We start from the raw sequence: 25967 nt of genomic DNA, 5'->3' as shown, positions 1-25967 counted from the left end.
CGGCGTTTTCTGTTCACTTTCGTCGGTGGCCTTCTGCCGCGCTGGCTGGTGAATCTACCGTCAGCAGCCGCGTTCACCGCTGACGGCCGTCGTCAGCGTTCGGTGCGGGCGTGGTCAGCGGGACCCCGGAGAGTCGTTCCCACAAGATCCACCACCGAAAACGGGAGACTCCCATGACGAACCTCGACGGCAAGATCGCGCTGGTCACCGGCGGTAGCAAGGGCATTGGCCGGGCCATCGCGGCGCGGCTGGCTCGCGACGGCGCGCTGGTCGCGGTCCACTACGGCCACGACGAAACCGCCGCGAAGGAGACGGTCGCCTCGATCGAGCGGGCCGGTGGGCGGGCGTTCGCCGTGTCCGCCGCGCTCGGCGTCGACGGCGATGTGGCCAAGCTGTTCACCGCGCTGGAGGCGGAGCTACGCGAACGGACCGGCGACTTCCACCTCGACATCGTCGTCAACAACGCCGCGACCGGCGCGGGCTCGATCTCCGCCACGACGCCGGAGGAGTTCGACAAGGTGTTCGCGGTCAACGTGAAGGCGCCGTTCTTCATCGTCCAAAAGGCGCTGTCCGTGCTGCGGGACGGCGGTCGCGTCGTCAACATCTCCTCGGCGGACACCCGGATCGCGCTGCCCTTCGAGCTGGCCTACAGCATGACGAAGGGCGCGCTCGACGTGTTCGGCCGGAGCCTCGCCCAGGAACTCGGCGGGCGGGCGATCACCGTGAACACCGTCGCGCCCGGTCCGACGCCGACCGAGCGCACCGCGCACCTGTTCGCCGACGAGCGGATCCGGGCCGGGATGGCGGGCGCGTCGGCGCTCGGCCGGACCGCGGAGCCCGAGGACGTCGCCGACATCGTGGGCTTCCTCGCCTCGGACGACGCGCGCTGGGTGACCGGTCAGGTGATCGACGCGACCGGCGGCATGTTCCTCGGGCCGCAGGCCGGTTAGCCCTGCCGGGCGGGGCGGAGGGTGATGTCGCCGATCTCGACGTCGTCGGGCTGCTCGATGGCGAACGCGATGGCGCGCGCGACGGCGTCGGGGCTGATGCCGAGCGCCGCCATCGCCTGCTGGGCCTCGGCCCGCTGCCCGGGGTCGTCGAGATGGTCGACGAGTTCCGTGTGGACGTATCCGGGCGAGATGGAGGTCGTGCGCAGCGTGCCGTCGGTGGACTCCTGCCGCAACGCTTCCAGCAGCGTGCGCACGGCGTTCTTGGTGCCCGCGTAGACGGCCTGCGTCGGCACGATCCTGAGTCCCGCCGTCGAGATCGTGGTGACGAAATGGCCGCGGCCCTGGCGGCGGAACACCGGCAGCGCGGCGGCGATGCCGTGCAGGACACCGCGCAGGTTGACGTCGATCATCGCGTTCCAGTCATCGACGTCGAGGGCCGCCATGGGGGCGATCCGCGCGACCCCGGCGTTGCCGACGAGGACATCGAGGCGGCCGAACCGGTCGACCGCCAGCGCCACCAGCGCTTCGAGGTCGGCGCGCCGGGTGACGTCGACCGCCAGCATCTCCGCACGGCCGCCCTCGGCCCTGATCCGCGCCACCAGTGACTCGAGCCGGTCGGTGCGCCGGGCGCCCAGCACGACGGACGCGCCGCGGGTGGCCAGCTCCCACGCGGTCGCCGCGCCGATTCCGCTGCTGGCTCCGGTGATGGCGACGACCTTGGTGTCCAATGTGCTCATCGAGATGCCTCCCGGCCTAAACTGACAACTGTCCGGTTACCGGTTCGAGCGTACCGGACAGTTGTCCGCTTAGCTGTGAGGAGTGCTGGTGACGGGTCGTGAGCGCAGGTCGGACGCGGCCGCCAACCGGGATCGGATCGTCGAGGCCGCGCGGGCCGAGCTGAGCAGGTCCAACGGCGCGATCGCCGAGCTGAAGCTGCACGGGATCGCCAAGTCGGCCGGCGTCGGGCAGGGCACCCTCTACCGGCACTTCCCGACCCGCGAGCACCTGCTGGCCGAGGTGTACCGGCACGAGCTGACCCAGCTCGTCGACGCCGTGGCCCCGCTGCTGGCCGAGCATCCGCCGCTGCGGGCACTGAACCGCTGGCTGGCGAGGGTGGTCGAGTACGCGCGGGTCAAACGCGGTGTCATGGCGGCGATCGAGGCGTCGGCGTGGCAGGACCTCTACCTGGATCAACATCACCGGCTGGACGAAGCGCTCGGCGCGTTGCTCGATGCGGGAAAGGCCGCTGGTGAAGTGCGCGACGGTGTCGACGCCACTGACGTCATCCTGCTGCTGGGGGCGCTGTCGCGGGTGCCGGAATCGGAATGGGACGCGCGGGCGGGGACGATCGTGACCGTCATCGTCGACGGTCTCCGCGTCCGGTGAGGACAGTTTATTTGTCCACTGTGGACGGTTCTCAGCTCGGCGTCCCCGGCATGTCGTGGGTCGAGCAGTGGATCCCGCCGCCACCGGCGGCGATGGCGTCGATCCGCACCGGCACGACCTTGCGGCCGGGGAAGTGCTCGCCCAGGATCTGCTGGGCCCGGTCGTCCGCCGTCGCGTCGCCGAACCGCGGCAGGAAGACGGCTCCGTTGGCGACGTAGAAGTTGGCGTACGAGGACACGAAATCCTTGCCCCTGCCGGTGATGCGATCCGGATCGGGCTGGGGCAGGTCGATGACCTCGAGCCTGCGCCCGGCGGCGTCGGTGGCCTCGGCGAGAACACCTCGGGCCTGCTCGGAAGAGCGTGACCAGACGTCCGCCGGGGCGTCGGGGAAGGCCTTGTCCAGCAGCACGACCCCGGGCGCGACGTAGCGCACCAGGCAGTCGACGTGCGCGTCGGTGATGTCCTGCCCCCTGACCCCGGCCAGCCAGACGACCTTGGTGACGCCCAGGGTCTGTTTGAGTTCCTCCTCGACCTGTTGACGGCTCTTACCGGGATTGCGGTTGTCGTTGACCAGGGAGCTTTCGGTGACCAGCAGGGTGCCCTGGCCGTCGGTCTCCAGCGAGCCACCTTCGGCGACCAGCGGCGCCACGGCGCGCGGGACCTGGTACTTCTCCAGCACGGTACGGGCCACCCTGGCGTCGCGGGTGTGCTGCTGTTTGTTGCCCCAGCCGTTGAAGTTGAAGTCGATCCCGGTGAGTTTCCTGGAGACCTGGACGAAGGCCGGGTTCGTGTCACGGGCCCACAGGTCGTCCACGGCGATGGGGACCACCTCGACAGCGCTCCCCACGGCGCTCCGCGCGGCGTCCTGGTTTTCGGGGCGCGTCAGGAGGACGACCTTCTCGTGGTCGGCGATGGCGCGGGCCAGCCGGGCGATGTCCGCCTGCACCTCGGGCAGGGTGTCCTGCCAGATGCCGTTCGACGCGGGCCACGCCATGAGGGTGCGGGCGTGGGGTTCCCATTCGGCGCCGAAGACTCGTCCGGCCGTGGTCGCGGCGGTGTTGTTCGCGACCGGCCCCGGTGCTGTCCCGGCGGGCGCCGCGGTGTCGCCGCCGGGGGAGGTGGTGCCGCATCCGGCCACTGCGGCGGCGCCGAGCCCGAGTGCCGTGGCCAAGGCACTACGGCGGGAGAGGGGGTGGTGCATCGAGGACTCCTGGTGCTCAGTGCGGGTCATCACCCGCGGCGAGCATCAGGCCACCACAGGTCGAGCTTGCTCCATCCGGAGTAAGCCTATACGGCATCCTGTCACTGACTGAATTTTCAGTCAAATCAATAGGCGCAGCTCACCTGGTGTGTCGGCTCGTCTCGTGACTCAGGCGCCGAGTTCGGCCACGATCGCCCCGCGCAGCAGCGCGTGAGCCCGTGCCAGGCCGAGCGTCCCGGACAGCCAGCGCTCGGAGAGGCCTTCGACCAGTGCGGTCAGGCGTTCGGCGACGTCGTCGGGATCGGCGTCGGTACGTGCCTGACCGGCTTGCTGTGCGGCCTCGATCCACTCGGCGATCTCGCGCACCCAGCCGCTGGTGGCGCCCTCCAGTCGATCCCGGAGCTCGACTTCGAAGACGGCGCTGGCGCGCAACTCACCCCAGGCGGTGCTGTTCTCGCGGACCTCTTCGTCGTCCTGCAACTCCAGCAGCAGGCTCTGCTCCAGCATGGCACGCGGATTCCCGGCGGCGTCCGAGCCGGTGGGCAGCGCCCGCGCCGTGTGCTGACCGGCCCGATCGTTGATGTAGTCCAGCGTGGCCCGCAGCAACCCGGCACGGTCCTTGAAGTGGTAGTAGAGCAGCCCAGTGGAGACGCCGGCCTTGGTCGCGATGTCCTCCACGCGCAGCCCTCTGACGCCGCTCTGGGCGATCGTGCCGACCGCCGCCTGGAGGATCTGGTCTCGTTTGCCGGCCACGACGTCGCACTTTACCTCCCCGGCGGGCCTCGATTTCGCTCTCGTCGTCGACCTCACCGGTCGGGCACGGAGCGGTGCAGGATGTTGCGTCCGGGTCTGCGCAGCGGGTCCACGTAGTCCGGCGGGAGGAACTCCGGGAGCCCGTCCTCGGCGATGCGGATCGACCGGTCGGTGTGCTGGATCAGCCGATGATGCGCGGAACAGGGAAGGCGCGGCTGCAGCGGCTGACCAAGCTCGGTGTCTTGGCGCCACAAGGCTTCCAGTCGCGTACGCACCTCATCGGCGAGTTCGCAACCGGATCGCCGCCGCAACTGCTGTGGTGGCGGCTCCTGGACAGACAGGTTCCTGGGCACGCCTCCAGTTTACGCGAGTTGTCGCACGTATGTTCGACATAATTGGGTGAATTAATTGCTGGGACTTTTGGGACTCGGCGTTGCTGTGGTCCTTGTGAGTGCGATCGCATACTGGCTGTCGCCGGAGAACTGTTGTGGCGTAGAGGTTTCTCCGGACTGACTCAGATCCTTCGGCGGGCCGGTCATGTCCGCGATCCGGTGGCGGGACAGGCCTGCGGGGGTGTGGCGGGACCTCGTGGTGGCTCCCCGCTGACGGTCACGGGGAACCACCGAAAGGCCTGGCAGCGGAGTCGCGCTGGATAGCGGACCTGCCGCTATTCGGTCCGGGTCAGGTCCATGGTCCAGTTGGTGCGCCAGGTGACTCCGTCGTCATAGGAGAAAGCCTGCTCCCACCGGGCGGTGTCGGTGGTGGCGTTGGTCCATTCGAATCGCACTTTCACGGCGTGGCCGCCCAGGACGTCGTCGCAGAAGAACCGGCCACGGCCGTCGCTGAACGCCCCTTCCATGGGCGGGTCGAGGCGCCCGGGCCTGGTGCTGGCGGCCCACCAGATCCGCCAGATCCCGGCCTCGGGGTCGAACTGGCGGAGCGTGAAGCCTTCGAAGGTGTCGGTCCGGATCCGGTCGATATGGCCGAGGCCGCCCAGGATCGGCTCGGCCGCGGCGGTGGCGTCGAACTCGATCCACTCCGTACAGGCCGGGTCGGTGACGTCCGCCAGCTTGCGGTTGCGGACCTGCCAGCGGCCGAAGATGAAGTCGAAATCGGAGCGCCCGTCGACGGGCACGGTGGAAGTCATGGTCGGGCTCCTCGGGTTGCCGGTCGCCGACGATCGCTCGTGGGCGACGTACAGGTGGGTGGCACACGGTACGACCCCGCACCGACAGTTTCGGCCGACCAAGGAAGATCTCGATCACGAGCCCGTGACGGAACGCGATATGTCCACCACTGGCAGTCCGGCGAGAGGCTCAGGGCGCTGTCGCGAACCTCAGGCGTTGCTCAGCACCTGCCGTTGCCGTCCGAGGCCGTCGATTTCGAGTTCCATCGTGTCACCGGCGCGCAGATACGGGAAACGGCCGGACAGTGCGACGCCCTCGGGGGTGCCGGTGTTGATCACGTCGCCGGGGTCGAGCGCGGTCACCTGGCTCAGGTGGTGGATCAGCGTGGCGACGTCGAAGATCATGTCCTTCGTGCTCGAATCCTGCCGCGCCGAACCGTTCACCCGCGAGCGGAGCCGCAACGCCTGCGGATCGGGCACCTCGTCGGCGGTGACCAGCCATGGGCCGAGCGGGTTGAACGTTTCGCAGCTCTTGCCCTTCGACCACTGGCCACCGCTGATCTCCAGCTGGAACGCGCGTTCCGACACGTCGTTGCTGACCGCGTAGCCCGCCACGTGGGAAAGCGCTTCCTTGGGCGAGGAAAGGTAACGCGCGCGTTTGCCGATGACGACGGCGAGCTCGACCTCCCAGTCGGTTTTCGCCGAACCCGGCGGGATCAGTACCGCGTCGTCCGGCCCGACGACGGTGTTCGGGGCCTTGTAGAACACCACGGGCCACTCCGGCGGCTCGGCACCGCTTTCCGCGGCGTGCGCGGCGTAGTTCATGCCGGCGCACAGCACCACGCCGGGGCGGGCGATCGGCGGGCCGATCCGCTCGCCGGTCGCGTCGAACTCCGGGAGAGCGCCGATCGCCCGCCGGAGCCGGGAAAGGCCGTCCGTGGCGAAGAACCTCGCGTCGTAGTCCGGCGTCACGCTGGACGCGTCGAGGTGGCGGCCGTCTTCGAGCAGTACGGCTGGTCGTTCGGCGCCGGGGGCGCCGATTCGCAGGAGTTTCATGGCTACTTTCCTTATGTTCGAGTGATTGTGGGGACGGGCAGGCCCGGTGTCCGTACCGGCAGGGCGAACACCGCGCCGGAAGACTCCCCGTCACCGGCGGCGCTGGTCACGTACAACGTGTCCAGTCGTTCGCCGCCGAAAGCGCAGCTGCTCACTCGCTGGGCGGGCAGCGTCACCACCTCGCGCACGGTCCCGTCGGGTCCGAGCCGCCGCAGGCATCCGGCGCCCCAGAAGGCGACCCACAGATCGCCCGCCAGGTCGATCGCGAGGCCGTCGGGCATCCCGTCCCGCGCGGTGCCCTGCCAGACGAAATCGCGGAAGCTCGGCTCGCCACCTGAGACATCGTGGGCGGCTACCGTGTATCGCAGGCTGTCCACGGTATACAGTGTGCGACCGTCCGGGCTCCAGGCGATGCCGTTGGCGAAGTCCAGCCCGGTGATCATCGGGCGTACGCCGGTGTGATCGACCCGGTAGATCGTGCTGCTGCCCGGTGTTTCCCCGTCGTCGACGCAGCCGACCCACAGGCCGCCCGCCGGATCCACGCCGACGTCGTTGAGCCGCCGGGCCGGGTTTTCCCGTTCGATACTCGCGAAGAAGCGCAGCTCGCGGGTCTCCGGATCGAGATGCGCCACGCCACCGCGCACCGCCGCGACAAGCGAGCCGTGGTCGGTCAGCGCCACCGCCGAAAGGAAGGGGCGCACGAACAGCCGGGTGTGCGTGCCGTCCGAGGGCCGATGGGTGTGCAGGAAGCCGTTCGGGATGTCGACCCAGTGCAGCGTCCCGGTCCGCGGGTTCCACAGTGGACACTCACCGAGCTCCGCGCGGGCGTCGGTGACCACCTCGTAGCGGCTCATCCCATCCTCGCGAGATCCTGTGGTCCCACCGCGTGCATGAGCGGTTCGCCCGCCACGTGCCGGGCGATCTCGTCGGCGACGATGTCTCCCTGGCGGACACGCCCCTCGACGGTCCCCGCCGCCTGGTGCGGCGTGAGCAGCACGTTCGGCAGCGAACGCAGCGGGTGGGCGACCGGCAGCGGCTCGGCGTCGTAGACGTCCAGCGCCGCGTCGATCCGGCCGGTGCGCAGTTCGGTCAGCAGCGCCGCCTCGTCGACGAGCCAGGACCGCGCGGTGTTGACCAGCCCGGCGCCGTCCGGCAGGCGCGCGAGCTCCCGCGCCCCGATCAGGTGCCGGGTCCCGGGCAGGCTCGGCGCGTGCAGGGCGACGATCCGGCTGCCCGCCAGCAGCGTGTCGAGATCGGTACTGGTCACGCCGAGCCGGGCGGCCTCTTCGTCGTCGAGAAACGGGTCGTACACCGCGACTTCGGCGCCGAGCAACCGGACCAGCTCGAGGTACGCCCGGCCGGTCCGTGACGCGCCGACGACGCCGATCGGCGTGCCCGCGATCTCGTGCCGTGGCGGGGCCTGCTCGGCCTCGGCCCACGGCACGGCGGAACGCAGGGCGTGGTCGTAGCGGTGCACGCGGTGCAGCAGGGCGAGGGTGAACGCCAGCGCCACCTCGGCGACCGGCCGGGCCATCGCGGCGCCCGCCTGGGTGACCGCGATACCGCGGGCGAACACCTCGCCGGTGACGAACGGCTTGACCGACGCGCCGATGTGCGCGATCAGCCGCAGCCGGGGCAGCCGGTCGAGCCGCGCCGCGGTCAGCTGCGGGACACCCCAGCTGGTGACCAGAACCTCGGCGTCACAAGGGTTTTCGGGCAGTTCCGGCGCGTAGGTGACCCGGAGCAGCCGCGCCAGCCGGGCGCCGCCGTCGGGGAACAGCCGGGCGCGCACCGCGGGCGGCACTGCCACCAGCGCGGACGGGGTCAGCTCAGCCATCGGTCCAGGTGCTCCGCCACGAAGGTGTCATCGGTCAGCCACGGGTAGGCGGCGGTGACGCGGGTGAGTTCCCCGGCCTGGCCGGGGGAGAGGCCCTCGTCCGGGTCGAGGCACCAGGTCCCGGCGAGCAGACCCTGCCGCCGGAGCACCTCGTGCACCCCGGCGATGCAGCCCGCGAACCCGTTCGCGGCGTCGAACACCGCGGCGTTCGCGTCGGTCAGCTCGGCCGCCTGCCCGAGCAGGTCGGTCAGCACCGCGGTGTCGCCCTCGCGGGCGCGCCGGACGTCGCGGTGCAGCGCGACCGCGGCGTGCGTCCAGACCGCCCACTGCCCGAGCAGCCCGCCCGCGGTCCGCAGCTCGACGTCGCCGTAGCGGTAGGTGGCCAGCAGATCGGCGATGATCGCGTCGTCGTTCCCGGTGTACAGGGCGATTTCCGCCGCCCGGCCGGATTCGGCGATCGCCCTCGCCACGTCCAGCGTGCGGTACCGGTCGAACGGGGCCGCCTTGATCGCGACCACGGCCGGGATCTCGGCGAACCGCCGCCAGAACGCGAGCGACAGCGCCGGTCCGCCGATGGCCCGCTGCAGGGAGAACCCGACCACCGGCAGCACCTCGCCGACGGCCTTGGCCCGCACCAGCAGATCCTCTTCCCTGGCGTCCGGCACGGCGGGGCTGAGCAACACCGCGTCGTAGCCGAGCGACGCGGCCAGCTCGGCCTCGGCGACCGCCTGCGCAAGCGGTCCACACGATCCGGCGATGCGGACGACCGGCCTGCCCGCCTCGGCGCGGACCGTCTCCGCCGCCAGCTCCAGCACCGGCGCGAGCAGCCCGGCCTGCCGGATTTCGAACTGCGTGGTGTGCACCGCGACGGCCACGCCGCCCGCCCCGGCGTCGAGGTAGTAGCGGGTCAGCGCGCGCTGACGCCGCTCGTCGAGACGCCGATCCTCGGTCAGCGCCAGCGGATGCGCCGGGATCACCAGTCCCGAGCGCAGCAGCTCCACGGCGTCCATCAGAACCTCCCGTCCCGTACCGCGAACTTCGTCGGCTTGTCGCTGGTCGGCAGCCCGGCCGCGAGCCAGTCCGCCTGCCAGTCGACGAGCGTGGCCAGCGGCACCTCCGGATAGCCGAAAAGCTTGTGGCACAACGAAGCGTCGTTCAGCAACGCGCTCGGTGCCGGTTCACCGGTCACGACCGGTTCGACGTCGAAGCGGGCCGCGAACCGCTCGGCGATCCGGCGCACCGACGCGGTTTCGGGGCCGGTCAGGTTCAGCACGAAAGGTTCGGCGGAGGCGTGTGCGAGGCCGCGCAGCACGACCTCGTTCGCGTAGCCCTGCCACACCACGTTCACCGCGCTGGTCGTGACGTCCACCGGTTCCCCGGCGAGCAGGCGCTGCCCGATGTCGGCGAGCACGCCGTACCGCAGGTCGATCGCGTAGTTGAGCCGGAGCAGCGCGACCTCGGTGCCGCGCGTGGCCGCCGCGTGCTCGAACACCCTTTCCCGGCCGAGGCACGACATCGCGTACTCGCCCACCGGCGCGACCGGGTCGGTTTCCGCGCAGCCGCCCGATCCGGCGGGTACCAGCGGATAGACGTTGCCGGTGGACAACGCCGAGATACGCGCGTCGGCGTAACGGCTCGCGACCCGCGCGGGCAGCGCGGCGTTCACCGCCCACGCGAGATACGGGCTCGTCGCGGTGCCGAACTTCGCGCCGACCATGAACACGACGCGCGAGGCGTCCGGGAGCTCGGCGAAGTCGGCGTCGCCGAGGAGGTCGAACGGCACCACGTCGACCCCGGCGTCGGAAAGCCGTTGTGCCGCGACCGGATCCGACCACCGGGACACCGCGAGCACCCGGTCCCCGCCGCGCCCGGCGGCGTCGAGACCGCGACGGGCGAGCCGCGCGAGCGTCGGCCCCATCTTCCCGCCCGCGCCGAGGATCAGCAGATCACCGCTGTCGGCGGCGAGATCGGCGACCAGTGCGGGGGACGGCGTGGTGAGCCGGTCCTCCAGTTCCGTTTCAGAGCTGAACATGCATCATCCTTTGATACCGGACATGGTGACGCCTTCGGTGAAATGGCGTTGACCGACGAGGTAGGCCCCGAAGATCGGGATGAACGAGATGACGGCGCCGGCGAGGATCTCGTTCAGCGGCGAGAGCTGGCGTTGCAGGGACTGGATGCCGACGGTCAGCGTCCAGTGCTCGGTGCTCTGGCCCATGATCAGCGGCCACAGGAAGTCGTTCCAGTGCCACAGGAAGATGAACGTGCCGAGCGCGGCGAGCACCGGCTTGCACAGCGGGAGGACGATGTGGACGAAGATCCGCCACTCCGAGCAGCCGTCGATCTTGGCGGCGTCGAACAGCGCGTCGGGCAGGCCCATGATGAACTGCCGCATCAGGAACACCGCCTGCGCGTTCGCGAGCGTGGGCACGACCAGCCCCCACATGGTGTCCACCCCGCCGAGCTGGGCCATCAGGATGAACGTCGGGATCAGCACGACGTGGTAGGGCACCATCACCATGGACAGGAACGACCAGAACATCGCTTCGCTGCCCGCGAACCGCTTCTTCGCGAACGCGTACCCGGCCATCGAGGCGAGCAGCAGCACCGCGATGACGCTGACGCCGGAGTAGATGAGCGTGTTGACCGTCCAGCGCCCGACGTCCTGCGCGGCGAGGACGTGCTTGAACGCGTCGAAGGACAGGTCGGTCGGCAGCAGGCTTTCCGGGAACTTCACCGCGACCGGGGGCTTCAGCGCGAGCACGACCATCGCGTAGAACGGGAAGATCGTCACGATGCTGGCGAGGGTGAGCAGCACCCCGCGCAGGATCTTGCCGCCCCGGGAAGGTTCGAGCGCGCGGTACCGCCCGCGGTTGCGGCGCGGTGCCCGCTCCGGAGCCGCCACCGGTTGCTCCATTGTGGACCGAGTCATCCCTTCCTCCCGATCACCCAGCGCTGCACCAGCGCGATCACCAGCGTCAGCACGAACAGGACGACGCCGATCGCGCTGGCGTAGCCCCGGTCGAAGTATTGGAAGCCCTGGTCGTAGAGCTGGTAGACGAGCGTGTAGCTCGACCGGACCGGGCCGCCGCCGGTCATCACGTAGACCAGGTCGAACACCTGGAAGGACGCGGTCGTCTCGATCACGACGACGAAGAACAACGCAGGCTTCAGGTGCGGCAGGATGATGTAGCGGAAGCGCTTCCACGGGCCGGCGCCGTCGACCAGCGCGGCCTCCTCCTGCTCGCGTGGCAGGTCCTGGAGCCGCGCCAGGATGATCAGCATGTCGTAGCCGAAGCGGGCCCAGACCGACACGATCGCCAGCGCGGGCAGGACAAGGAAGGAGTTGGTCAGCCACGACTCCTGGGGGAAGCCGAGCAGGTGCACGAACGACGCCCACGGCCCGTCGGCGGAGAACACCCACTTGAACACGACCGCGGCGAGCACCAGGCTCGTCACCACCGGGAGGAAGAAGATCGACCGGAACAGCTTCGAGCCGCGGAAACCGCGTCGCACCAGCAACGCCATGCCCACCGACACCGCCAGGGTGACCGGCACCGAGATGACCGTGTAGATCGCGGTGACGCGCAGTGCGCTCCAGAACGTCGGATCGTCGAAGAGCCGGACGAAGTTGTCGAGTCCCTTCCAGTTCAGCTGCCCGTCGATGGTGTAGTCGAACAGGCTGAGCACGACCCCGGCGATCGCCGGGCCGAACCGGAAGACGAGGAACAGCAGGAAACAGGGCAGGACGAACAGCAGCCCGACGCGGGTCTGCCGGGACATCCGCCGCTTGGCTCGCGGGGCCGCGGGTCGCCGCGGCGGCGATTCGGTGGTGACCGTGGCGGTCATGATGCGCCTTTCGTGGCTCAGTACGGAAAAGGTGGGCCGCGGTCCGTGGGGGTCGCATCGAGGGACTCCAGGTCCCTCAAGGCGACCCCCACGGACCTGTCGCCGGGAATCAGCCGCCCAGCTGGGTGGCCGCGACCTTCGCCGCGTCGTCCAGCGCCTGCTTCGGCGACTTCTTGCCGAGCAGCGCGGCCTGGATCTCGGGGTTCAGCACGCCCATGACGTCCCGCGACTTGGGGTTCAGCTGGCCCACCGTCATCGTCGGCACGGTCTTCTCCATCGCCGTCTGCACCGGGTCGTCCGGGTACAGCCCGCCGGAGTCCTTCTGCGGGGAGTAGTAGCCCGACGCGACGTCGTAGGCCTTGATGACCTCGGGCTGCGCGACCCAGCTGAGCCACAGCGCCGCCGCCGGCTTGCTCTTCGCGCCCTGCAACACCGAGAGGGTGCCGACGGTGCCGTAGCCGACCGGCGACTTCTGCGAAAGCGGCGGCAGGATCTCGATGTTCTCCTTGCCCCAGAAGGATTTCACGTCGGCCGGGACGTTCTGCCAGGTACACGCGACCTTGTTCTGTGCCAGCGCGGTCTGCTCCAGGCTGGCCGGGGTGGTGGTGATCTGCTCCTTGTCGACGTACCCGCCGTCGGCGAGCTTCTTCACGAAGGTCAGCGCGTCCACTCCGGACTGGTCGTTGAACGCCACGGACCTGCCGTCCTTGCCGAACACCTGGCCACCCGCCTGCCAGAGCACCGGGTAGAAGCTCTGGTTGAGCGACGCGTCGGCACCGCCGTAGTAGTTGGTCGCGTAGATCCCGGCCTCCTTGAAGCGCGGGGCGAGCGCGAGCAGCTCGTCCCAGGTCTTCGGGAACGGCGGGTTGCCGATCGCGGCGAACGCCTTCTTGTCGCACATCAGCGGGTTGGCGCTGACCAGGACCGGGACGCCCATCAGGTGCCCGTTCATGGTCACCGACTCCCGGACGTTCGGCAGGTAGCTTTCCTTGACCTGCGGCGAAAGCAGGTCGTCCACCGGCGCGATACTGGTGGCGTACTTGGGGATCTGGTCCGGGATCAGGTACGCCACGTCCGGGCCCTTGCGCGCCGCGATGGCCGTCTGGAGCGCGGTGTCCCGGTTCGCCCACGGGAACACCTCGGCCTTGACCTTGATCTTCGGGTACTTGGCCTGGAACGCGGCGATCTGCTTGTCCCAGAACTGGGTGTGCTGGTTCTTGTCGTTGATCACCGGGTAGACCCACATGTCCACCGTGCCCTCGACCGAGGCGGGGTCGGCCGGGGCCGACACACCTCCGCTCCCGGAACCCGAGCCGCACGCGGTGAGCGTCGCGGCGGCGAGTGCGCCGGCCGCGGCCAGCAGGAACGCCTTCGTCTTCATGGATTTTCCTCCGTCCTCGGTCGGGCCTAGAGCCCGAGGTTGTCGCTGACCCGCACGCGGGGTCCGGCGGGTGGTGCGGTGCGGTGGACGCCGGATTCGACGTTGCCGGTGTGCAGCAGGTACGAGTCGCCGGCGAACGCGGATTCGGCGAGCGTGATCGCGCCGCCGGTGAACGTGACGCCGCCCGCCTGATAGCGGTTGACGCCACCCTCGATCCGGACGTGCGCCGTGCCCGCGTCGGCGGTGCCGCTGCGGTAGTCGGCGAGACTCCAGGTGACGACGCCCTTGCCGTTCGCGCGGGCGAAGAACGCCTTGCCCGCGTTCGTGCCCGACACCGTGGCGCCGCCGCCGACACACAGGCGCTGGTCCCGTGCCGCGGTGAGCACGAAGCCGACGTTCGTCTGCGAGCCGCCGGTGATCGCGAGGTCACCCGCCACGGTGACCGGACGCGATTCGGGCGCGCCGGTGAAGACGCAGTCGGTGAACCGCAGTTCGCCGGTGCCGTTGAAGGCGTTGCCGTCCATCCCGGTGAACGCGCACCGGTCGAAGTGCAGCGGGGCGGAGACGTTGCCCTGCACGATCTCGCTGCCCTGCTGACCCGGGTAGACGACCTGGGTGGTCGGCCTGGCCGGGATGGCGCAGCCGCTGATCACGTTGGGCCTGCCGGAGCGGTTGGAGGACTGCGAGACGATGAACGTGTCGCTGGCCTGGCAGCCGCGCAGCTGCACGCCGTCGGCGTTGACCCAGATCATCCCCGAGCCCTGCAGCCCGGGTTTCCCGATCACCTGGACGTCCTCCAGCGTCAGGTCGGTGACCTTGACGCGGGCGACGAACCACGAGCAGACGTGGCGGCGCACGGTGATCCGCTTGGCCGAGGAACCCCACGCCGCGCCGCTGTTCGCGAAGGTCATCAGCCCGGAACACCCGGTGTACACGAGGTCGTGTTCGTACTGGCCGTGCGTCACGAACGGGCCCTGGTCGTCGCCGTCGCCGTGGCAGTTGGTGACGTAGCAGTACGCGGACGCTGTCCAGTCGTTGAGATGCCGGGCGTTGGAGGTGTGACAGTCCTCGACGTGCCCGTACAGGCAGTAGATCTGCTGGGTGAGGTATCCGGCACCGCCGTATTCGACGTTCGGCGGGTTGACCAGCGAACAGTCCCGCGTGCGGAAGTGGGTGTTCCAGCGGCGCATGATCACCGGCCAGAACGTCGCGGTGCCGTGGACGCGGGAGACGTCGCAGCGGACCGCGTACTCGAACGCCAGTGGGTGCGCACCGCTCAGCTCGTCGCCGCCGACGCCGACGAAGTTCATGTCGGTGACGCGGACGTTCGTGACCGGGCTGGTCCTGGTCCAGGTGAAGGTGCGCCCGGCGGCGAACGGCCAGCCGTTCTGGTAACCGACGCGAATGTGCGTCCTGTCCACGATCTGCGTGATCTGGAAGAGTTTCTGGAGTTCGCGTTCGTATTTCCCACCGACCGGGTTGACTTCGACGGCGTACCAGTCGCCGACCGTGAAGGCGCCGGAATCCGCGACCGGGAAGACGTCCGAGAGTTCCGCGATCGGTTCTGGAGCGGTGAACGTGATGGCGTTCCCCGTGGTCTGGCCGCGGAAGTACAGGACCGCGCCGAACGGGTTGTCGTGGGTGTTCGGTTCGATCCCCTTCGCCGTGATCGTGTGCCCACCGAAATCGAGTTCGATGGTGCTGCGGCCGAAGGTGTGCCGCTTGACGAAGTTGAGGTCGGTGTGCGCCTCGACGCGGGAGACGGCGGGGTCATTGACCATCGCGTCGAGCGCGGCGTCGGCGTTCACCTTCGCGTCGAAGATCCCGAACCGGCGGAAGTCGAACACTCCATTGTGGACGGCGAGCCACCGGCCGGTTGTGGCGCCCGCGGGAGCCAGTACCGTTCCGCCGTTCGCGGAAGTCGCGGACGCGGCGTCCCAGCGCAGCAGGCCGCCCCCGCCGTCGCCCGGGTTGAAGTACCCGGCGACCGAGGCCAGCGCGCCGTTCTGGAGCCATTTTCCGTCCAGGTCGAGGAGTTCCTTGACGGTGCCCAGCGCGTGGACCGGTTCCCGCGGCTTTCCCGCCGGGTCGGCGTTCGCCGCCGGAGCCAGCGCGGTTCCGGCCACCAGCATGCCGCCCGCGCCCGCCATCCCCGCCAGCAGGGCACGACGCGACGGCGCCGGCGACGAGCTTTCCGCAGAGATCATGGTTGTCCCTTTCACTGGGCGGGCACGGCGGACACCGTGCCCGTGTGGCGGGCGTGCTCGGCGGCGAACACGGCCAGGTGGGAGTGCAGGGATTCGGCGGCACCCGACCGCAGGTGCCCGGCGTCGCCGGTGGCCGCGGCGCGGACGAACGCGTCCATCAGCGCGGTGTCGCCACCGCCGTGGTCGGCCGCGGCGTTCGAGTCGCCCCGGGTGCCGGAGTCGTGCGTGGTGACGCCGCCGTCACGGAAGTCGACCACCCGCACCTGTTCGCCGTCGCCGTCCAGGCAGCCATGGGTGCCGAAGATCTGGGTGCGCCGGTGCGTCTGCTCGCTGAACGCGGTCATGGTGAACGTCGCGGTGGCCCCGCCGGTCAGCTCCATAGCGAGCACCTGGTGATCCACCACGTCGTTGTCGCCGGAGTAGACGCACTTGCCGTAGCGGCCGGTCCGCAGCGCGGTCAGCACCGCGTCCTCGTCGGTGCCGTCGGTGATCACGCTGACCGGCCAGACCGCGCCCTGTTCACGCAACGTCGTCAGGTACAGCCGGGGCGCCGAGTAGGGACAGGTGGGTTCCAGCGGGCAGTCCAGGCACCGGTCGGCCGCCTCCGCCGGGCGGTTCTCCGGGCGGAAATGGGACAGGCCACCGAAACTGGACACCCGTTCGATCCGCTTGCCGGTGACGTAGGCGAGCCAGTCCAGGTCGTGACAGGACTTCGCCAGCAGCATCGGCGTCGCGGCCGCCTCCACCGCCCACGGCCCGCGCACGTAGGAGTGCGCGGCGTGCCACCAGCCCACCGGTTCGAGGTGCTGGACGCTCACGATCTCGCCGAGCACCCCGGAATCGACGATCTCCTTCACCAGATCCGTGTAGGGCATGTACCGCATCACGTGGCACACCGCGAACAGCACGCCGGACGCCGTCACCGCGTCCACCACCTCCCGGCATTCCGCCTCGGTGGGCGCGACCGGCTTTTCCAGCAGCAGGTGGTAGCCGGCACGGGTGAGCGCGATCGCGGGCTCGACGTGCAGGCGGTCCTGGGTGGCCACGATCGCGACGTCGGCGAGCTTTCCGGCGGCCAGCAGCTCCCGCCAGTCGGCGAACTCACGGACGCCGGACCCGTCGCCGATCACCAGGCTCCTGCGGTGGGCGTCCGGATCGGCCACCGCCACGATCCGCGCCCGGTCCGGATGTTCCCGCACCCACCGCGCGTACGACTGTCCGCGGTTGCCCGCGCCCACCACCGCTACCGAAACCGTCACTTCGGGACCGTCCTCACTGGATTTCGAGATTGCCGTCGACGCGCACCCGCGGCCCGTCCGGGGGAAACGAGCGCGTGGTGCCCTGTGCCACGCAGTCGCGGTGCGACAGGAAGGAAGCGCCGGTGAAGGCGCCCGGGGCGAGCACCAGCCGTCCGCCGGTGAACCGCGTGCCGTGCGCGGTGTACTGGTTGGTGCCGCCGTCCAGCCGGACGTGCGCGGTCTCCGCGTCGGCGGCGTCGCTCTGGTAGTCACGCAGTTCGAACGTCACGGTGCCCGGCCCGGCGCCGCGCGAGATCAGCGCTTTCGCCGCGTTCGTGCCGGACAGCCGCGCCCCGCCGCCGACGTGCAGCCGTTGCCCGCGCGCGGCGGTGAGCACGATTCCGGTGTCGGTGTACTCGCCGCCGCGGATCACCACGTCACCGGCGAACGAAATCGGTGCGCCATCTGGCTTTCCGGTGACCGTGCAGTCGACAAAGGACAGTTCGCCGGTGCCGTGGCACTCGAATCCCTCGGCGTGGGTAAAGGCGCAGCGGTCGAAGAAGACCGGGGTGTCGACCGGGGTCTGTACCAGTACGTTCGCGGACGCGACCTCGAACACGCATCCGCTGATCAGGTTCGGCCTGCCCGACCGGGAGGAACGCTTTCCCACCGCGAACGTCTTCCCCGAACAGCCACGCATGCGCAGGCCGTCCGCGTTCACCACGAACGTCCCGGCCCTGTCGAAGCGCGAACGGGCGATGACGTGCACGTCCTCCAGCGTCAGATCGGTGATCTTCGTGTTCGCCACGAACCACGAGCAGACGTGGTGGCGCACGGTGATCCGCTTCGCCGAGGTGCCCCAGGCCGCGCCGCTGTTGGCGAGGTCCAGCAGCCCCGAGCAGCCGGTGAACACGAGGTCGTGTTCGTACTGGCCGTGGGTGGTGAAGGGATCGCCGCCGGAGTCGTCGCCGTCGCCGTGGCAGTTGGTGACATAACAGTAGGCGGACGCCGTCAGGTCGTTGAGGTGCCGGGCGTTGGAGGTGTGACAGTCCTCGACATGGCCGTACAGGCAGTAGATGTTCTGCGTGAGATAGCCGGCTCCGCCGTAGAACACGGTCGGCGGATTCTTCAGCGAACAACGCCGGGTGCCGAAGAACGTGTTCCAGCGGCGCATGACCACCGGCCAGAACGTGCCGGTGGCGTGGACGTCGGAAACGTCGCACCGCACCGCGTACTCGAACGCGATCGGATGCGAGCCCTTCCATTCGTCGGGATCGGGCTGGGGCCAGTCGGATTCGCCGTAGGGCGTGCCCGGCCCCGCGCCGACGAAGGTCAGGTTTCCGATGTGGACATCGGTGACCGGCGTGGTCTTCGTCCAGGTGAAGGTGCGGCCGGGGGCGAAGGGCCAGCCGTTCCGGTAGCCGACGCGAAGGTGCGTCCTGTCGACGATTTGCGTTACCTGGACGAGCTTCTGGAGTTCGCGTTCGTACTGCCCGGCAAGGGGATCGACCTCGACGGTGTACCAGTCGCCGACGGCGAAAGCGCCGGAATCCGCGACGGGGAAGACGTCGGAAAGTTCCGCGATGGGCTCGGGGATGGTGAACGTGATGGCCTGGCCGGTCAGCTGACCCCGGAAACACAGGACCGCCTGGAACGGGCTGACGTTCGGATCGTGACTGGCTTCCTCGATACCGTTCGTCGTGACGGTGTGCCCGCCGAAGTCGAGTTCGATGGTGCTCCGGCCGAAGGTGTGCCGTTTACCGAAGTTGAGGTCGGTGTGTGCCTCGATGCGGAAGATCGTGGGGTCGGTGACCATCGCGTCGAGCGCGGCGTCCGCGTTCGTCCTCGTGTCGAAGATCCCGAACCGGCGGAAGTCGAACACTCCATTGTGGACCGCCAGCCAGCGGCCCGCCGTCGCTCCCGAGGGCGCGAGTACCGTCCCGCCGTTCCCGGCGGCTCGGGACGCGGCGGCCCAGCGCAGCGATCCGCCACCGCCGTCACCGGGCGCGGCGTATCCGGCGACCGAGACGAGGGTTCCGTCCGTGAGTCCTTTGTGGTCCAGTGCGAGCAGCTCCGCGACGCTGCCGAGTGCTCGCACCGGTTCCCGCGTCCGGCCGGTGCCCGCCGTCCCCGTCAGCAGGGCACGACGCGACGAGCCGGCGGAATCTCTTCCACTCATCGAAAAACTCACCCTTCGGACGGTCGGTGGGCAATCCGTCCGGTAGCGCCGAAACGACGTCGGTGAGTCCGCGGAGGGCCGATGACGCATCCGCGGTCGGGGCTGCGACGCTGCGGATATCGGCCTGGGTTTCGCGGCGGTGGCCGCGAGGTTGCGTAAGCGTAGATTTCCCGGCTGGGTCCGTCAAGCCCGTCAAGAGGCCGCGACGTACCCGAGCCGCTGCGAGATCTCGACGGCGGCGTCGCGCACCGCGCGGCCGAGTTCCTGCTGCCGCCAGGTCGGCACGTCCACGTTCACACCGGTGATGCTGATCGCGCCGACGCATTCGCCCCGGTGGTTGCGCAGGGCGCTGCCGACGCAGAACACGCCCTCGGCGTCCTCCTCGTCGTCGAGCGCGTACCCGAGCGTGCGCACGTCCCGCAGGTGCGCGAGCAGGGTCTTCGGATCGGTGATCGTGCGGTCGGTGCGGCGCGGCATCCCGACGCGCTTGAGCACCTCCAGCACCTGGCGGTCGGGCATCTCGGCGAGCAGCGCCTTGCCGAGCCCGGTGCAGTGCGGCAGTTCCCGTGCCCCCATGCGCAGGTCGACCTGGATGCGCTCGCGGTTCTCGATCTGGTCGATCACCACGGCCTGGTCGCTTTCGTCGACCGCGAGGCGTGAGGCGTAGCCGGTCTCGCGGGTCAGCTCGGCCAGCACCGGGCGCGCGATGTCGCGCAGCGAGATCTGCGTCTGGGCACGCCAGCCGAGCCGGGTCAGCCCCATGCCGAGCCGGTAGCGGCGGTTCATGCCCTCGCCGTCGTCCGCGACCAGTCCGTAGTGGCGCAGCGTGTACAGCGTGGAGAACGCGGCGCTCTTGGAAAGCCCGCACCGGGAAGCCACTTCGGTCACGCTCATGCCCGTTCCCGGCTCGGCGGAGGCGAGTGCCTCGAGGACCTCCGCGGCCCTGGCGACGCTCCCCACCCAGTACCGGGACTCGGCGGCAGTCTTCCGGTCTTCGTTCGTCATAGCCGAACACCGTACCGTATCGATCCGGTATCGCGCCGCAAAACCTTGACACTGGGCCAATCCGCGCTTAGCGTTTTGCCGCACAGTGTTCGGTACAGCCGAACGATGTTTGGGAATCTGCGGAGGAATGGCTGACGCACGCGGCCGGGCTGGGCCGCCGGGCGTCGGAAACGTTCGGGAAACGTTCGGGAACAAGGAGAAACGTGACGTCTGCAGGCAGCACGGTCGAGGACGCCCCGGCGACGCGGTTCGCGCGCCGGGCCCGCGCGGTGATCCCCGGCGGGGTGAACTCGGGACAGCGCAGCGTGCCCGGTCTCACCGATCTGGTCATCACCCGCGCGGACGGCGCCCGGTTCTGGGACGCCGACGGCCGGGAGTTCGTCGACTACCACGCCGCCTTCGGGCCGCCGCTGCTCGGGCACAACGATCCGGAGGTGGCGGCCGCGGTCGCCGAGGCGGGCCGTCACGCCGATCTCTGCGGCGTCGGCGTCACGCCCGGCGAGGTCGAACTCGCCGAAACGCTGGCCGAACTCGTGCCCAGCGTGGAAAAGGTGCTGCTCACCTCCACCGGAAGCGAGGCCACCTTCCACGCCCTGCGTGTCGCCCGCGCGGCGACCGGGCGGCGGCTCGTGGTGAAGTTCCAGGGCTGCTACCACGGCTGGCACGATTCGGTCAGCCTGAACGTGATCTCGGCGGCGGACCGCGTCGGCGGCAAGGACCCGATCTCCACCGGCATCCTGCCCGAGGTCCTCGACGCGACGCTGGTGCTGCCGTTCAACGACGTCACCGCCGTGCGGCGGACCTTCGCCGAGCACGGCGCCGACATCGCCGCGGTGATCGTCGAACCGGTCCCGCACAACGTCGGCTGCCTGCTGCCCGAGCAGGACTTCCTCCAGGCGCTGCGGGACGAGACGACGCGGCACGGCGCCGTGCTCGTGTTCGACGAGGTGATCACCGGGTTCCGGCACGCGCTCGGCGGCTGGCAGTCGATCAGCGGAATCACCCCCGACCTCACCACCATGGGCAAGGCCATCGCGAACGGCTACCCGGTCGGCGCGATCGGCGGCCGGGCCGATCTGATGGACCTGTTCAGCACCCGCCCCGGCGCCCCCGCCTTCTTCGCGGGCACCTACAACGGACACCCGGCGGTGGTCGCGGCCGCGCTCGCCACGCTGGCGAAACTGCGTCGCGAGCCGGTGCACGAACACGTCTTCGCGCTCGGTGACCGCATCCGCGCCGGGCTGGCCGAGGTGTTCGCCGAACTCGGTGTGCCCAGCGTCGTCACCGGGTACGGCTCGGTGTTCGTCAGCTACTTCATGACCGGTGGCGTCCCGCGTGGCTACGACGACCTGCTGCGCAACGACGTCTCGATGTTCGTCGGCTACCGGCGCAGGCTGATCGGGCACGGCGTGTTCGAACTGCCGCTCAACCTCAAGCGCAGCCACGTCTCCTACGCGCACACCGAGGCCGACGCCGATCGCCTCGTCGAGGCCACCCGCGCCGCGGTGAAGGAAACCCTCGCCAGCGGCGAGGTCGCCGAGCTCGCCGACGCGTCGACCATGGGCGGGGCGGAAAACTGATGCTCACCGTCGATCGCAGCCGCCCGGTCACGAACGCGGGGCGCGTCAGCCGGGTCGAGACGCTGACCCTCGGCACCGCCTGGCGCGACTTCTCCTACGTACGTGTGCACACCGACGAGGGCCTGACCGGCGTCGGCGAGATCACCCACCCCTATCGCGGCCGGGAGACCTGCGCGCTCACCGAGGCGATGGCCGGACGGCACCTGCTCGGCGCCGATCCGTTCGACGTCGAGGAGATCTGGCTGCGCCTGTACCAGGGGGACTTCCTGCGCGGCGGCGACGTCGGCGGGATCGTGGTGAGCGGTGTGGACCAGGCCCTCTACGACATCATGGGCAAGGCGCTGGGCGTGCCCGCCTACCGGCTCACCGGTGGGGCCTGCCGCGACCGGATCAGGGTGTACGCGAACGGCTGGTACACCGGCGAACGCGAGCCGGGCACGTTCGCGATCAAGGCGCGGGAAACGGTGAAACGCGGCTACACCGCGCTGAAGTTCGACCCGTTCGGCGCGGGCCTCGGCGAGCTGTCCCGCGCCGAACTGCGCCGGTCGGTCGACATCGTCGGCGCGGTGCGCGACGCGGTCGGCCCGGACATCGAGCTGTTCGTGGAGGGACACGCCCGGTTCGCCATGGCCACCGCCGACCGGCTCGTCCGCGAACTCGCCCCGTTCGACCTCGGCTGGTTCGAGGAACCCCTGCCGTGGACGCACATCGAGCGCTACGCCGAACTCCGGGCGAACGCGACGATGCCGATCGCCGGCGGCGAGCACTTCCACAACCGCTACGAGTACAAGCCGCTGTTCGCCACGAACGCCGTCGACATCGTCCAGCCGGACCTGTCGATGGCGGGCGGGTTCACCGAGGTGCGCAAGCTCGCGGCGCTCGCCGACATGCACGCGATGGTGGTCGCCCCGCACAACTCGAACTCCCCGCTGTGCACCACGGTGTCCGCGCACGCCGTGGCGGGCATGCCGAACTTCAAGATCCTCGAAACGTTCGACGGGTTGCTCGAAGACTACGTTTTCGATGCGCTGCAAGGAGTTCTCCCGGTTTCCGACGGCCACGTCGGACTCGGCGAGCGGCCGGGACTCGGCGTCGAACTGGCCGACGAGGTGTTCGAGGAGCATCCGCCCAGCGGTGGCTTCTGGAACATGTTCGCGCCCGGCTGGGAAAGGCGGGACCGGACATGATCGTGGACGTGCACACGCACCTGTTCGGCTGCGCGGAGGACATCACCGATCCCTTCCGGTCGGAGTCGGCGCGGGCCCACGGCGGCGAAGTCGACCTCACCGTCCGCTGGGAGGAGTACGCGGCGAGCAGTCCCGCGGACACGCGGTCGATCGTCGTCGGCGGGAAGGCGCGGCGCAGCGGGCTGTGGGTGGACGACACCGACGTCGCCCGCTACGTCGCCGCGCACTCCGACCGGCTGATCGGCTACCTTTCGCTCGACCCGACCCAGCCGGGCTGGCGTGACGAACTCCGGTACGGGCACCAGGAACTGGGCCTGCGCGGGATCAAGCTCATGCCGATGTACGCCGGTTTCGACCCGGCCGCCGAGGAAATCGACGATCTCTACGGCTACGCCGAACAGCACGGCCTGCCGCTGCTGGTGCACACCGGCACGACCTTCGTCTCCGCCGCGCCGCTGCGCTGGGCGCTGCCGGTGCACCTGGACGAGGTCGCCATCCGGCATCCGGAACTGCGCATGGTGCTCGCGCATCTCGCGCATCCCTTCGAGGGCGAGTGCATCGCGGTGATCCGCAAGCACCGGCACGTCTACGCCGACGTTTCCGCGCTCCACTACCGCCCGTTCCAGTTGTGGCACAGCCTGCGGCTCGTGCAGGACTACGGCGTGTGGCCCAAGCTGCTGTTCGGCAGCGACTACCCGTTCACCACGGTCAACGCGTCCGTCGACGGATTGCGGTCGATAGCAAGGGTTCCGGGCATTCCGGGACTGGACCCGCTCGACGCCGAAGAGGTCGAGGCGCTGATCCACCGTCCGTCGCTCGATCTGCTGGGGCTCTCGTGAACGGCCGGTTCGAGCTGACCGGGCGGCGTGCGGTCGTGACCGGGGCCGCGCGGGGACTCGGCGCGGCCTTCGCGGCCGGGCTCGCCGAAGCGGGCGCGGACCTCGTGTTGATCGACCGCGACCCGTGCGCGGAAACCGCGCTCGCGGTGGAACGGGCGGGCCGGACGGCGTCGGTGTACCGGGCGGACCTCGCCGAGACGGAAGCGCTTTCCGGGCTCGCCGACCGGATCCACGCGGAATGCGGCCCGGTGCACGTCCTGGTGAACAACGCGGGTGTCGCCCGGCTCGAACACTTCAACGAGATCACCGTCGAGAACTGGCACGCGGTCATGCGGGTCAACGTCGACGCGGTGTTCTTCCTGTCCCAGCGTTTCGCCGAGCACATGATCGCCGACGGCCTCGCCGGGCGGATCATCACCGTGTCGTCGAAGAACGGACTGGTCGCGGAGGCCGGGCTCGCCCACTACAACGCCTCGAAGGGCGCGGTCGAGCTGCTGACCAAGTCACTGGCCGCCGAGCTCGGGCCGCACGGCATCACCGTCAACACCGTCGCGCCGGGCATGATCGAAACCGGGATCGCCGACGAGTTCCCGGCCGACATGGCGGCACTGCACGCCGCGTGGCGCGAGCGGATCCCGTTGCGGCAGCGGTACGGCACGGCGGACGAGTGCGTCGGCGCGGTGCTGCTGCTCGCCTCCGACGCCGGGTCCTACATCACCGGGACGCACCTCCTCGTCGACGGCGGCGCGCTCGCCGATCAGCTGCCACGGCTGCGTTTCCTGCCGCCCTACCGGAACACCGTGCGCTGACTACAGATCCAGATATCCTTTTCGGACCGTCCAATGTGCACCTTCGAGCAACCGGTCCACGATCGCCCGTTGCAGGCGGGTCTCGCGCGGCAATCCGGCGAGGCCCTCCGGCAGCGGGACGTGCCCACGCCGGAACACGAAGCTCAGCGGGTTCTGGTCGTCCACGTAACCCCCGTCGTACAGGGAAAACCGCCGCTGGAAGCGGACGATGTTCGAGGACTCGGGCAGCAGTTCGCCGAGTGCGGGGTCGAGCAGCCACGACTCGCACTCGGCGCGTTCCGGTCGCGTGCCGAACCAGCCTGGCCACTCGCGCCGGAGACGGTCCAGTGACGCGTCGACCGCCTCCGGGGCGAGCGGGCCGCTTTCCGGGATGTGCAGGCTCACCGTGGCCGGGTCGAGCCATTCTCCCTGCACCCTGCCGAGATCGACCAGGCCGCCGCTCCACCCGAGCATCAGCCACCAGTGCGTGTCGAGACCGACGATCCCGTGGACGCGGCGGTGGATTTCCAGGTGCCGCCCGAAATCCGCGAGCGTCGCCCGCGAGGTCTCCGCCGGGATTCCCCGCGTGCGGTGGAGTTCTTCGACCAGCGGCACGGTCGCGAGGAACCCGGGCACGTACACACTGCGCGCCGCCGGGCCCATCGACGGCGGCAGCAGCGGCCAGGACCGGCTCGGCTCGGTGAGGGCCGAGGGCAGCCCCAGTCCGCCGATGTCCTGACGCAGCGCGGTGGTGAACCGCTCGGCGATCCAGCGCAGCGAAGGGTTTTCCGCCACCTCGGCCAGTAGCCCCGGCAGCGCGGCGGCGTCCTGTTCGTGCACACCGAGCAGAGTCGTCAACCGCTGGAAAGCGCTTCCGGCGGGGATGGCGAGCGGGGTGGGGGCGAGTTCCCGCGCCGCGTCGAACCAGGCGTTGCGGGGCACCTCCGGCGCGAGCTGAATCACCGGCCCAGCTTAACAAAACCCCGCCGGAAGCGAACCCCGCGTTCCGATGTGGACGGTGCGATCAGGTGGAGATGGTGGCCACGGGATCGAGGCCGTAGGTGCGGGCGTAGCCGTTCTCGATGCCGACGAGCAGGTCGACGATCTCGAAGTAGCGGTCCCAGAAGGGGGTTTCGCGCAGGGCGTCGATGAGGAGACGGAGGGATTCGTGATCGTCCGCTTCCCAGACCCACACGTCGGTGACGCGCGCGGAGTAGTACTCGGTGTCGTAGAAGCGGGACCGGACGCCGGTGGTCCTGGCCTCGATCGCCGGGAGGACCTGGGTGCTGAAGGCGTGCTCCCGTTCCTTGACGGTCAGGGCGAGCCATTCGGGCATGGTCTTGACGAGGATGAAGGCGGTCACCGGCGCTTCGGCGGGCATGACGGGGCCCTTTCGGCGGACGTG

25 protein-coding genes are annotated in these 25967 nt (G+C 69.8%); 6 read left to right on the top strand and 19 right to left on the bottom strand.

What is annotated here, in order from left to right:
- Positions 1 to 173: 173 nt before the first annotated feature.
- Positions 174 to 950 (top strand): SDR family oxidoreductase, encoded by a 777-nt coding sequence (locus ABD987_RS13385; RefSeq protein WP_345391484.1) that lies wholly within the window; start codon positions 174 to 176, stop codon positions 948 to 950.
- Here ABD987_RS13385 and ABD987_RS13380 read toward each other — a convergent pair.
- On the bottom strand, positions 947 to 1687 hold the full coding sequence (locus ABD987_RS13380) for an SDR family oxidoreductase (protein ID WP_345391481.1): 741 nt from the start codon (positions 1685 to 1687) through the stop codon (positions 947 to 949). The genes ABD987_RS13385 and ABD987_RS13380 overlap by 4 nt on opposite strands.
- 88 nt (positions 1688 to 1775) lie before the next feature.
- Here ABD987_RS13380 and ABD987_RS13375 point away from each other — a divergent pair, with 88 nt between their 5' ends.
- On the top strand, positions 1776 to 2336 hold the full coding sequence (locus ABD987_RS13375; protein WP_345391478.1) for a TetR/AcrR family transcriptional regulator: 561 nt from the start codon (positions 1776 to 1778) through the stop codon (positions 2334 to 2336).
- Between the two features lie 31 nt (positions 2337 to 2367).
- On the opposite strand, the gene ABD987_RS13370 is transcribed toward ABD987_RS13375, so the two are convergent.
- The 16 genes from ABD987_RS13370 to ABD987_RS13295 form a co-directional block, all read right to left on the bottom strand.
- Entirely contained in the window at positions 2368 to 3537 is a 1170-nt protein-coding gene (locus tag ABD987_RS13370; protein WP_345391475.1) for an agmatine deiminase family protein, read from the bottom strand.
- Between the two features lie 168 nt (positions 3538 to 3705).
- Complete coding sequence (locus ABD987_RS13365; protein WP_345391472.1) at positions 3706 to 4290, bottom strand: TetR/AcrR family transcriptional regulator; 585 nt, start codon at positions 4288 to 4290, stop codon at positions 3706 to 3708.
- Between the two features lie 53 nt (positions 4291 to 4343).
- Positions 4344 to 4643: a hypothetical protein gene (locus tag ABD987_RS44555; protein ID WP_378214390.1), complete on the bottom strand. Its 300-nt coding sequence runs from the start codon at positions 4641 to 4643 to the stop codon at positions 4344 to 4346.
- Positions 4644 to 4957: 314 nt separating this feature from the next.
- A complete protein-coding gene (locus tag ABD987_RS13355) occupies positions 4958 to 5437 on the bottom strand; it encodes a hypothetical protein (RefSeq protein ID WP_345391469.1) in 480 nt (159 codons plus the stop codon).
- A gap of 189 nt (positions 5438 to 5626) precedes the next feature.
- Positions 5627 to 6472 (bottom strand): fumarylacetoacetate hydrolase family protein, encoded by an 846-nt coding sequence (locus ABD987_RS13350; RefSeq protein ID WP_345391466.1) that lies wholly within the window; start codon positions 6470 to 6472, stop codon positions 5627 to 5629.
- Between the two features lie 11 nt (positions 6473 to 6483).
- The gene (locus ABD987_RS13345) at positions 6484 to 7326 is read right to left on the bottom strand and encodes an SMP-30/gluconolactonase/LRE family protein (protein ID WP_345391464.1); all 843 of its coding nucleotides are present in this window, start codon (positions 7324 to 7326) and stop codon (positions 6484 to 6486) included.
- On the bottom strand, positions 7323 to 8309 hold the full coding sequence (locus ABD987_RS13340; protein WP_345391462.1) for a hydroxyacid dehydrogenase: 987 nt from the start codon (positions 8307 to 8309) through the stop codon (positions 7323 to 7325). The genes ABD987_RS13345 and ABD987_RS13340 overlap by 4 nt, the downstream gene beginning before the upstream one ends.
- Positions 8297 to 9319, bottom strand: coding sequence for a dihydrodipicolinate synthase family protein (locus ABD987_RS13335; protein WP_345391459.1), 1023 nt, complete (start codon positions 9317 to 9319; stop codon positions 8297 to 8299). The genes ABD987_RS13340 and ABD987_RS13335 overlap by 13 nt, the downstream gene beginning before the upstream one ends.
- Entirely contained in the window at positions 9319 to 10341 is a 1023-nt protein-coding gene (locus tag ABD987_RS13330; protein ID WP_345391456.1) for an NAD-dependent epimerase/dehydratase family protein, read from the bottom strand. The genes ABD987_RS13335 and ABD987_RS13330 overlap by 1 nt, the downstream gene beginning before the upstream one ends.
- A 3-nt stretch (positions 10342 to 10344) precedes the next feature.
- The gene (locus ABD987_RS13325; protein ID WP_345391453.1) at positions 10345 to 11214 is read right to left on the bottom strand and encodes a carbohydrate ABC transporter permease; all 870 of its coding nucleotides are present in this window, start codon (positions 11212 to 11214) and stop codon (positions 10345 to 10347) included.
- A 23-nt stretch (positions 11215 to 11237) separates the two neighbouring features.
- Positions 11238 to 12158 (bottom strand): carbohydrate ABC transporter permease, encoded by a 921-nt coding sequence (locus tag ABD987_RS13320; RefSeq protein ID WP_345391450.1) that lies wholly within the window; start codon positions 12156 to 12158, stop codon positions 11238 to 11240.
- Between the two features lie 109 nt (positions 12159 to 12267).
- Positions 12268 to 13539 (bottom strand): ABC transporter substrate-binding protein, encoded by a 1272-nt coding sequence (locus ABD987_RS13315; protein ID WP_345391447.1) that lies wholly within the window; start codon positions 13537 to 13539, stop codon positions 12268 to 12270.
- Positions 13540 to 13565: 26 nt separating this feature from the next.
- A complete protein-coding gene (locus ABD987_RS13310; RefSeq protein WP_345391444.1) occupies positions 13566 to 15746 on the bottom strand; it encodes a hypothetical protein in 2181 nt (726 codons plus the stop codon).
- Between the two features lie 11 nt (positions 15747 to 15757).
- Entirely contained in the window at positions 15758 to 17005 is a 1248-nt protein-coding gene (locus ABD987_RS13305) for a Gfo/Idh/MocA family protein (RefSeq protein WP_345391441.1), read from the bottom strand.
- A 13-nt stretch (positions 17006 to 17018) separates the two neighbouring features.
- Positions 17019 to 19163: a hypothetical protein gene (locus ABD987_RS13300; RefSeq protein ID WP_345391438.1), complete on the bottom strand. Its 2145-nt coding sequence runs from the start codon at positions 19161 to 19163 to the stop codon at positions 17019 to 17021.
- Positions 19164 to 19355: 192 nt separating this feature from the next.
- Positions 19356 to 20168 carry an IclR family transcriptional regulator gene (locus ABD987_RS13295; RefSeq protein WP_345391435.1) on the bottom strand — a complete coding sequence of 271 codons (813 nt, stop codon included), beginning with the start codon at positions 20166 to 20168 and terminating at the stop codon, positions 19356 to 19358.
- A 203-nt stretch (positions 20169 to 20371) separates the two neighbouring features.
- Here ABD987_RS13295 and ABD987_RS13290 point away from each other — a divergent pair, with 203 nt between their 5' ends.
- From ABD987_RS13290 to ABD987_RS13275, 4 genes are read left to right on the top strand one after another with little or no spacing between them, the layout of a single operon-like run.
- Entirely contained in the window at positions 20372 to 21748 is a 1377-nt protein-coding gene (locus tag ABD987_RS13290) for an aspartate aminotransferase family protein (protein ID WP_345391432.1), read from the top strand.
- Complete coding sequence (locus ABD987_RS13285; protein WP_345391429.1) at positions 21748 to 22935, top strand: mandelate racemase/muconate lactonizing enzyme family protein; 1188 nt, start codon at positions 21748 to 21750, stop codon at positions 22933 to 22935. Before ABD987_RS13290 ends, ABD987_RS13285 begins: the two co-directional genes overlap by 1 nt.
- Positions 22932 to 23774: an amidohydrolase family protein gene (locus tag ABD987_RS13280; protein WP_345391426.1), complete on the top strand. Its 843-nt coding sequence runs from the start codon at positions 22932 to 22934 to the stop codon at positions 23772 to 23774. Before ABD987_RS13285 ends, ABD987_RS13280 begins: the two co-directional genes overlap by 4 nt.
- On the top strand, positions 23771 to 24583 hold the full coding sequence (locus ABD987_RS13275; protein ID WP_345391423.1) for an SDR family NAD(P)-dependent oxidoreductase: 813 nt from the start codon (positions 23771 to 23773) through the stop codon (positions 24581 to 24583). Before ABD987_RS13280 ends, ABD987_RS13275 begins: the two co-directional genes overlap by 4 nt.
- Here ABD987_RS13275 and ABD987_RS13270 read toward each other — a convergent pair whose 3' ends face one another.
- Both ABD987_RS13270 and ABD987_RS13265 read right to left on the bottom strand, forming a co-directional pair.
- Positions 24584 to 25525, bottom strand: coding sequence for an acyltransferase domain-containing protein (locus tag ABD987_RS13270; RefSeq protein ID WP_345391420.1), 942 nt, complete (start codon positions 25523 to 25525; stop codon positions 24584 to 24586).
- Positions 25526 to 25586: 61 nt separating this feature from the next.
- A complete protein-coding gene (locus tag ABD987_RS13265) occupies positions 25587 to 25943 on the bottom strand; it encodes a darcynin family protein (protein WP_345391417.1) in 357 nt (118 codons plus the stop codon).
- Between the last annotated feature and the right edge of the window lie 24 nt (positions 25944 to 25967).

The organism is Amycolatopsis samaneae, assembly GCF_039541975.1.
Taxonomy (GTDB): Bacteria; Actinomycetota; Actinomycetes; order Mycobacteriales; family Pseudonocardiaceae; genus Amycolatopsis; species Amycolatopsis samaneae.
Note: the sequence above shows the minus strand (reverse complement) of the source record. Positions and strands in the feature narration are given on the sequence as shown.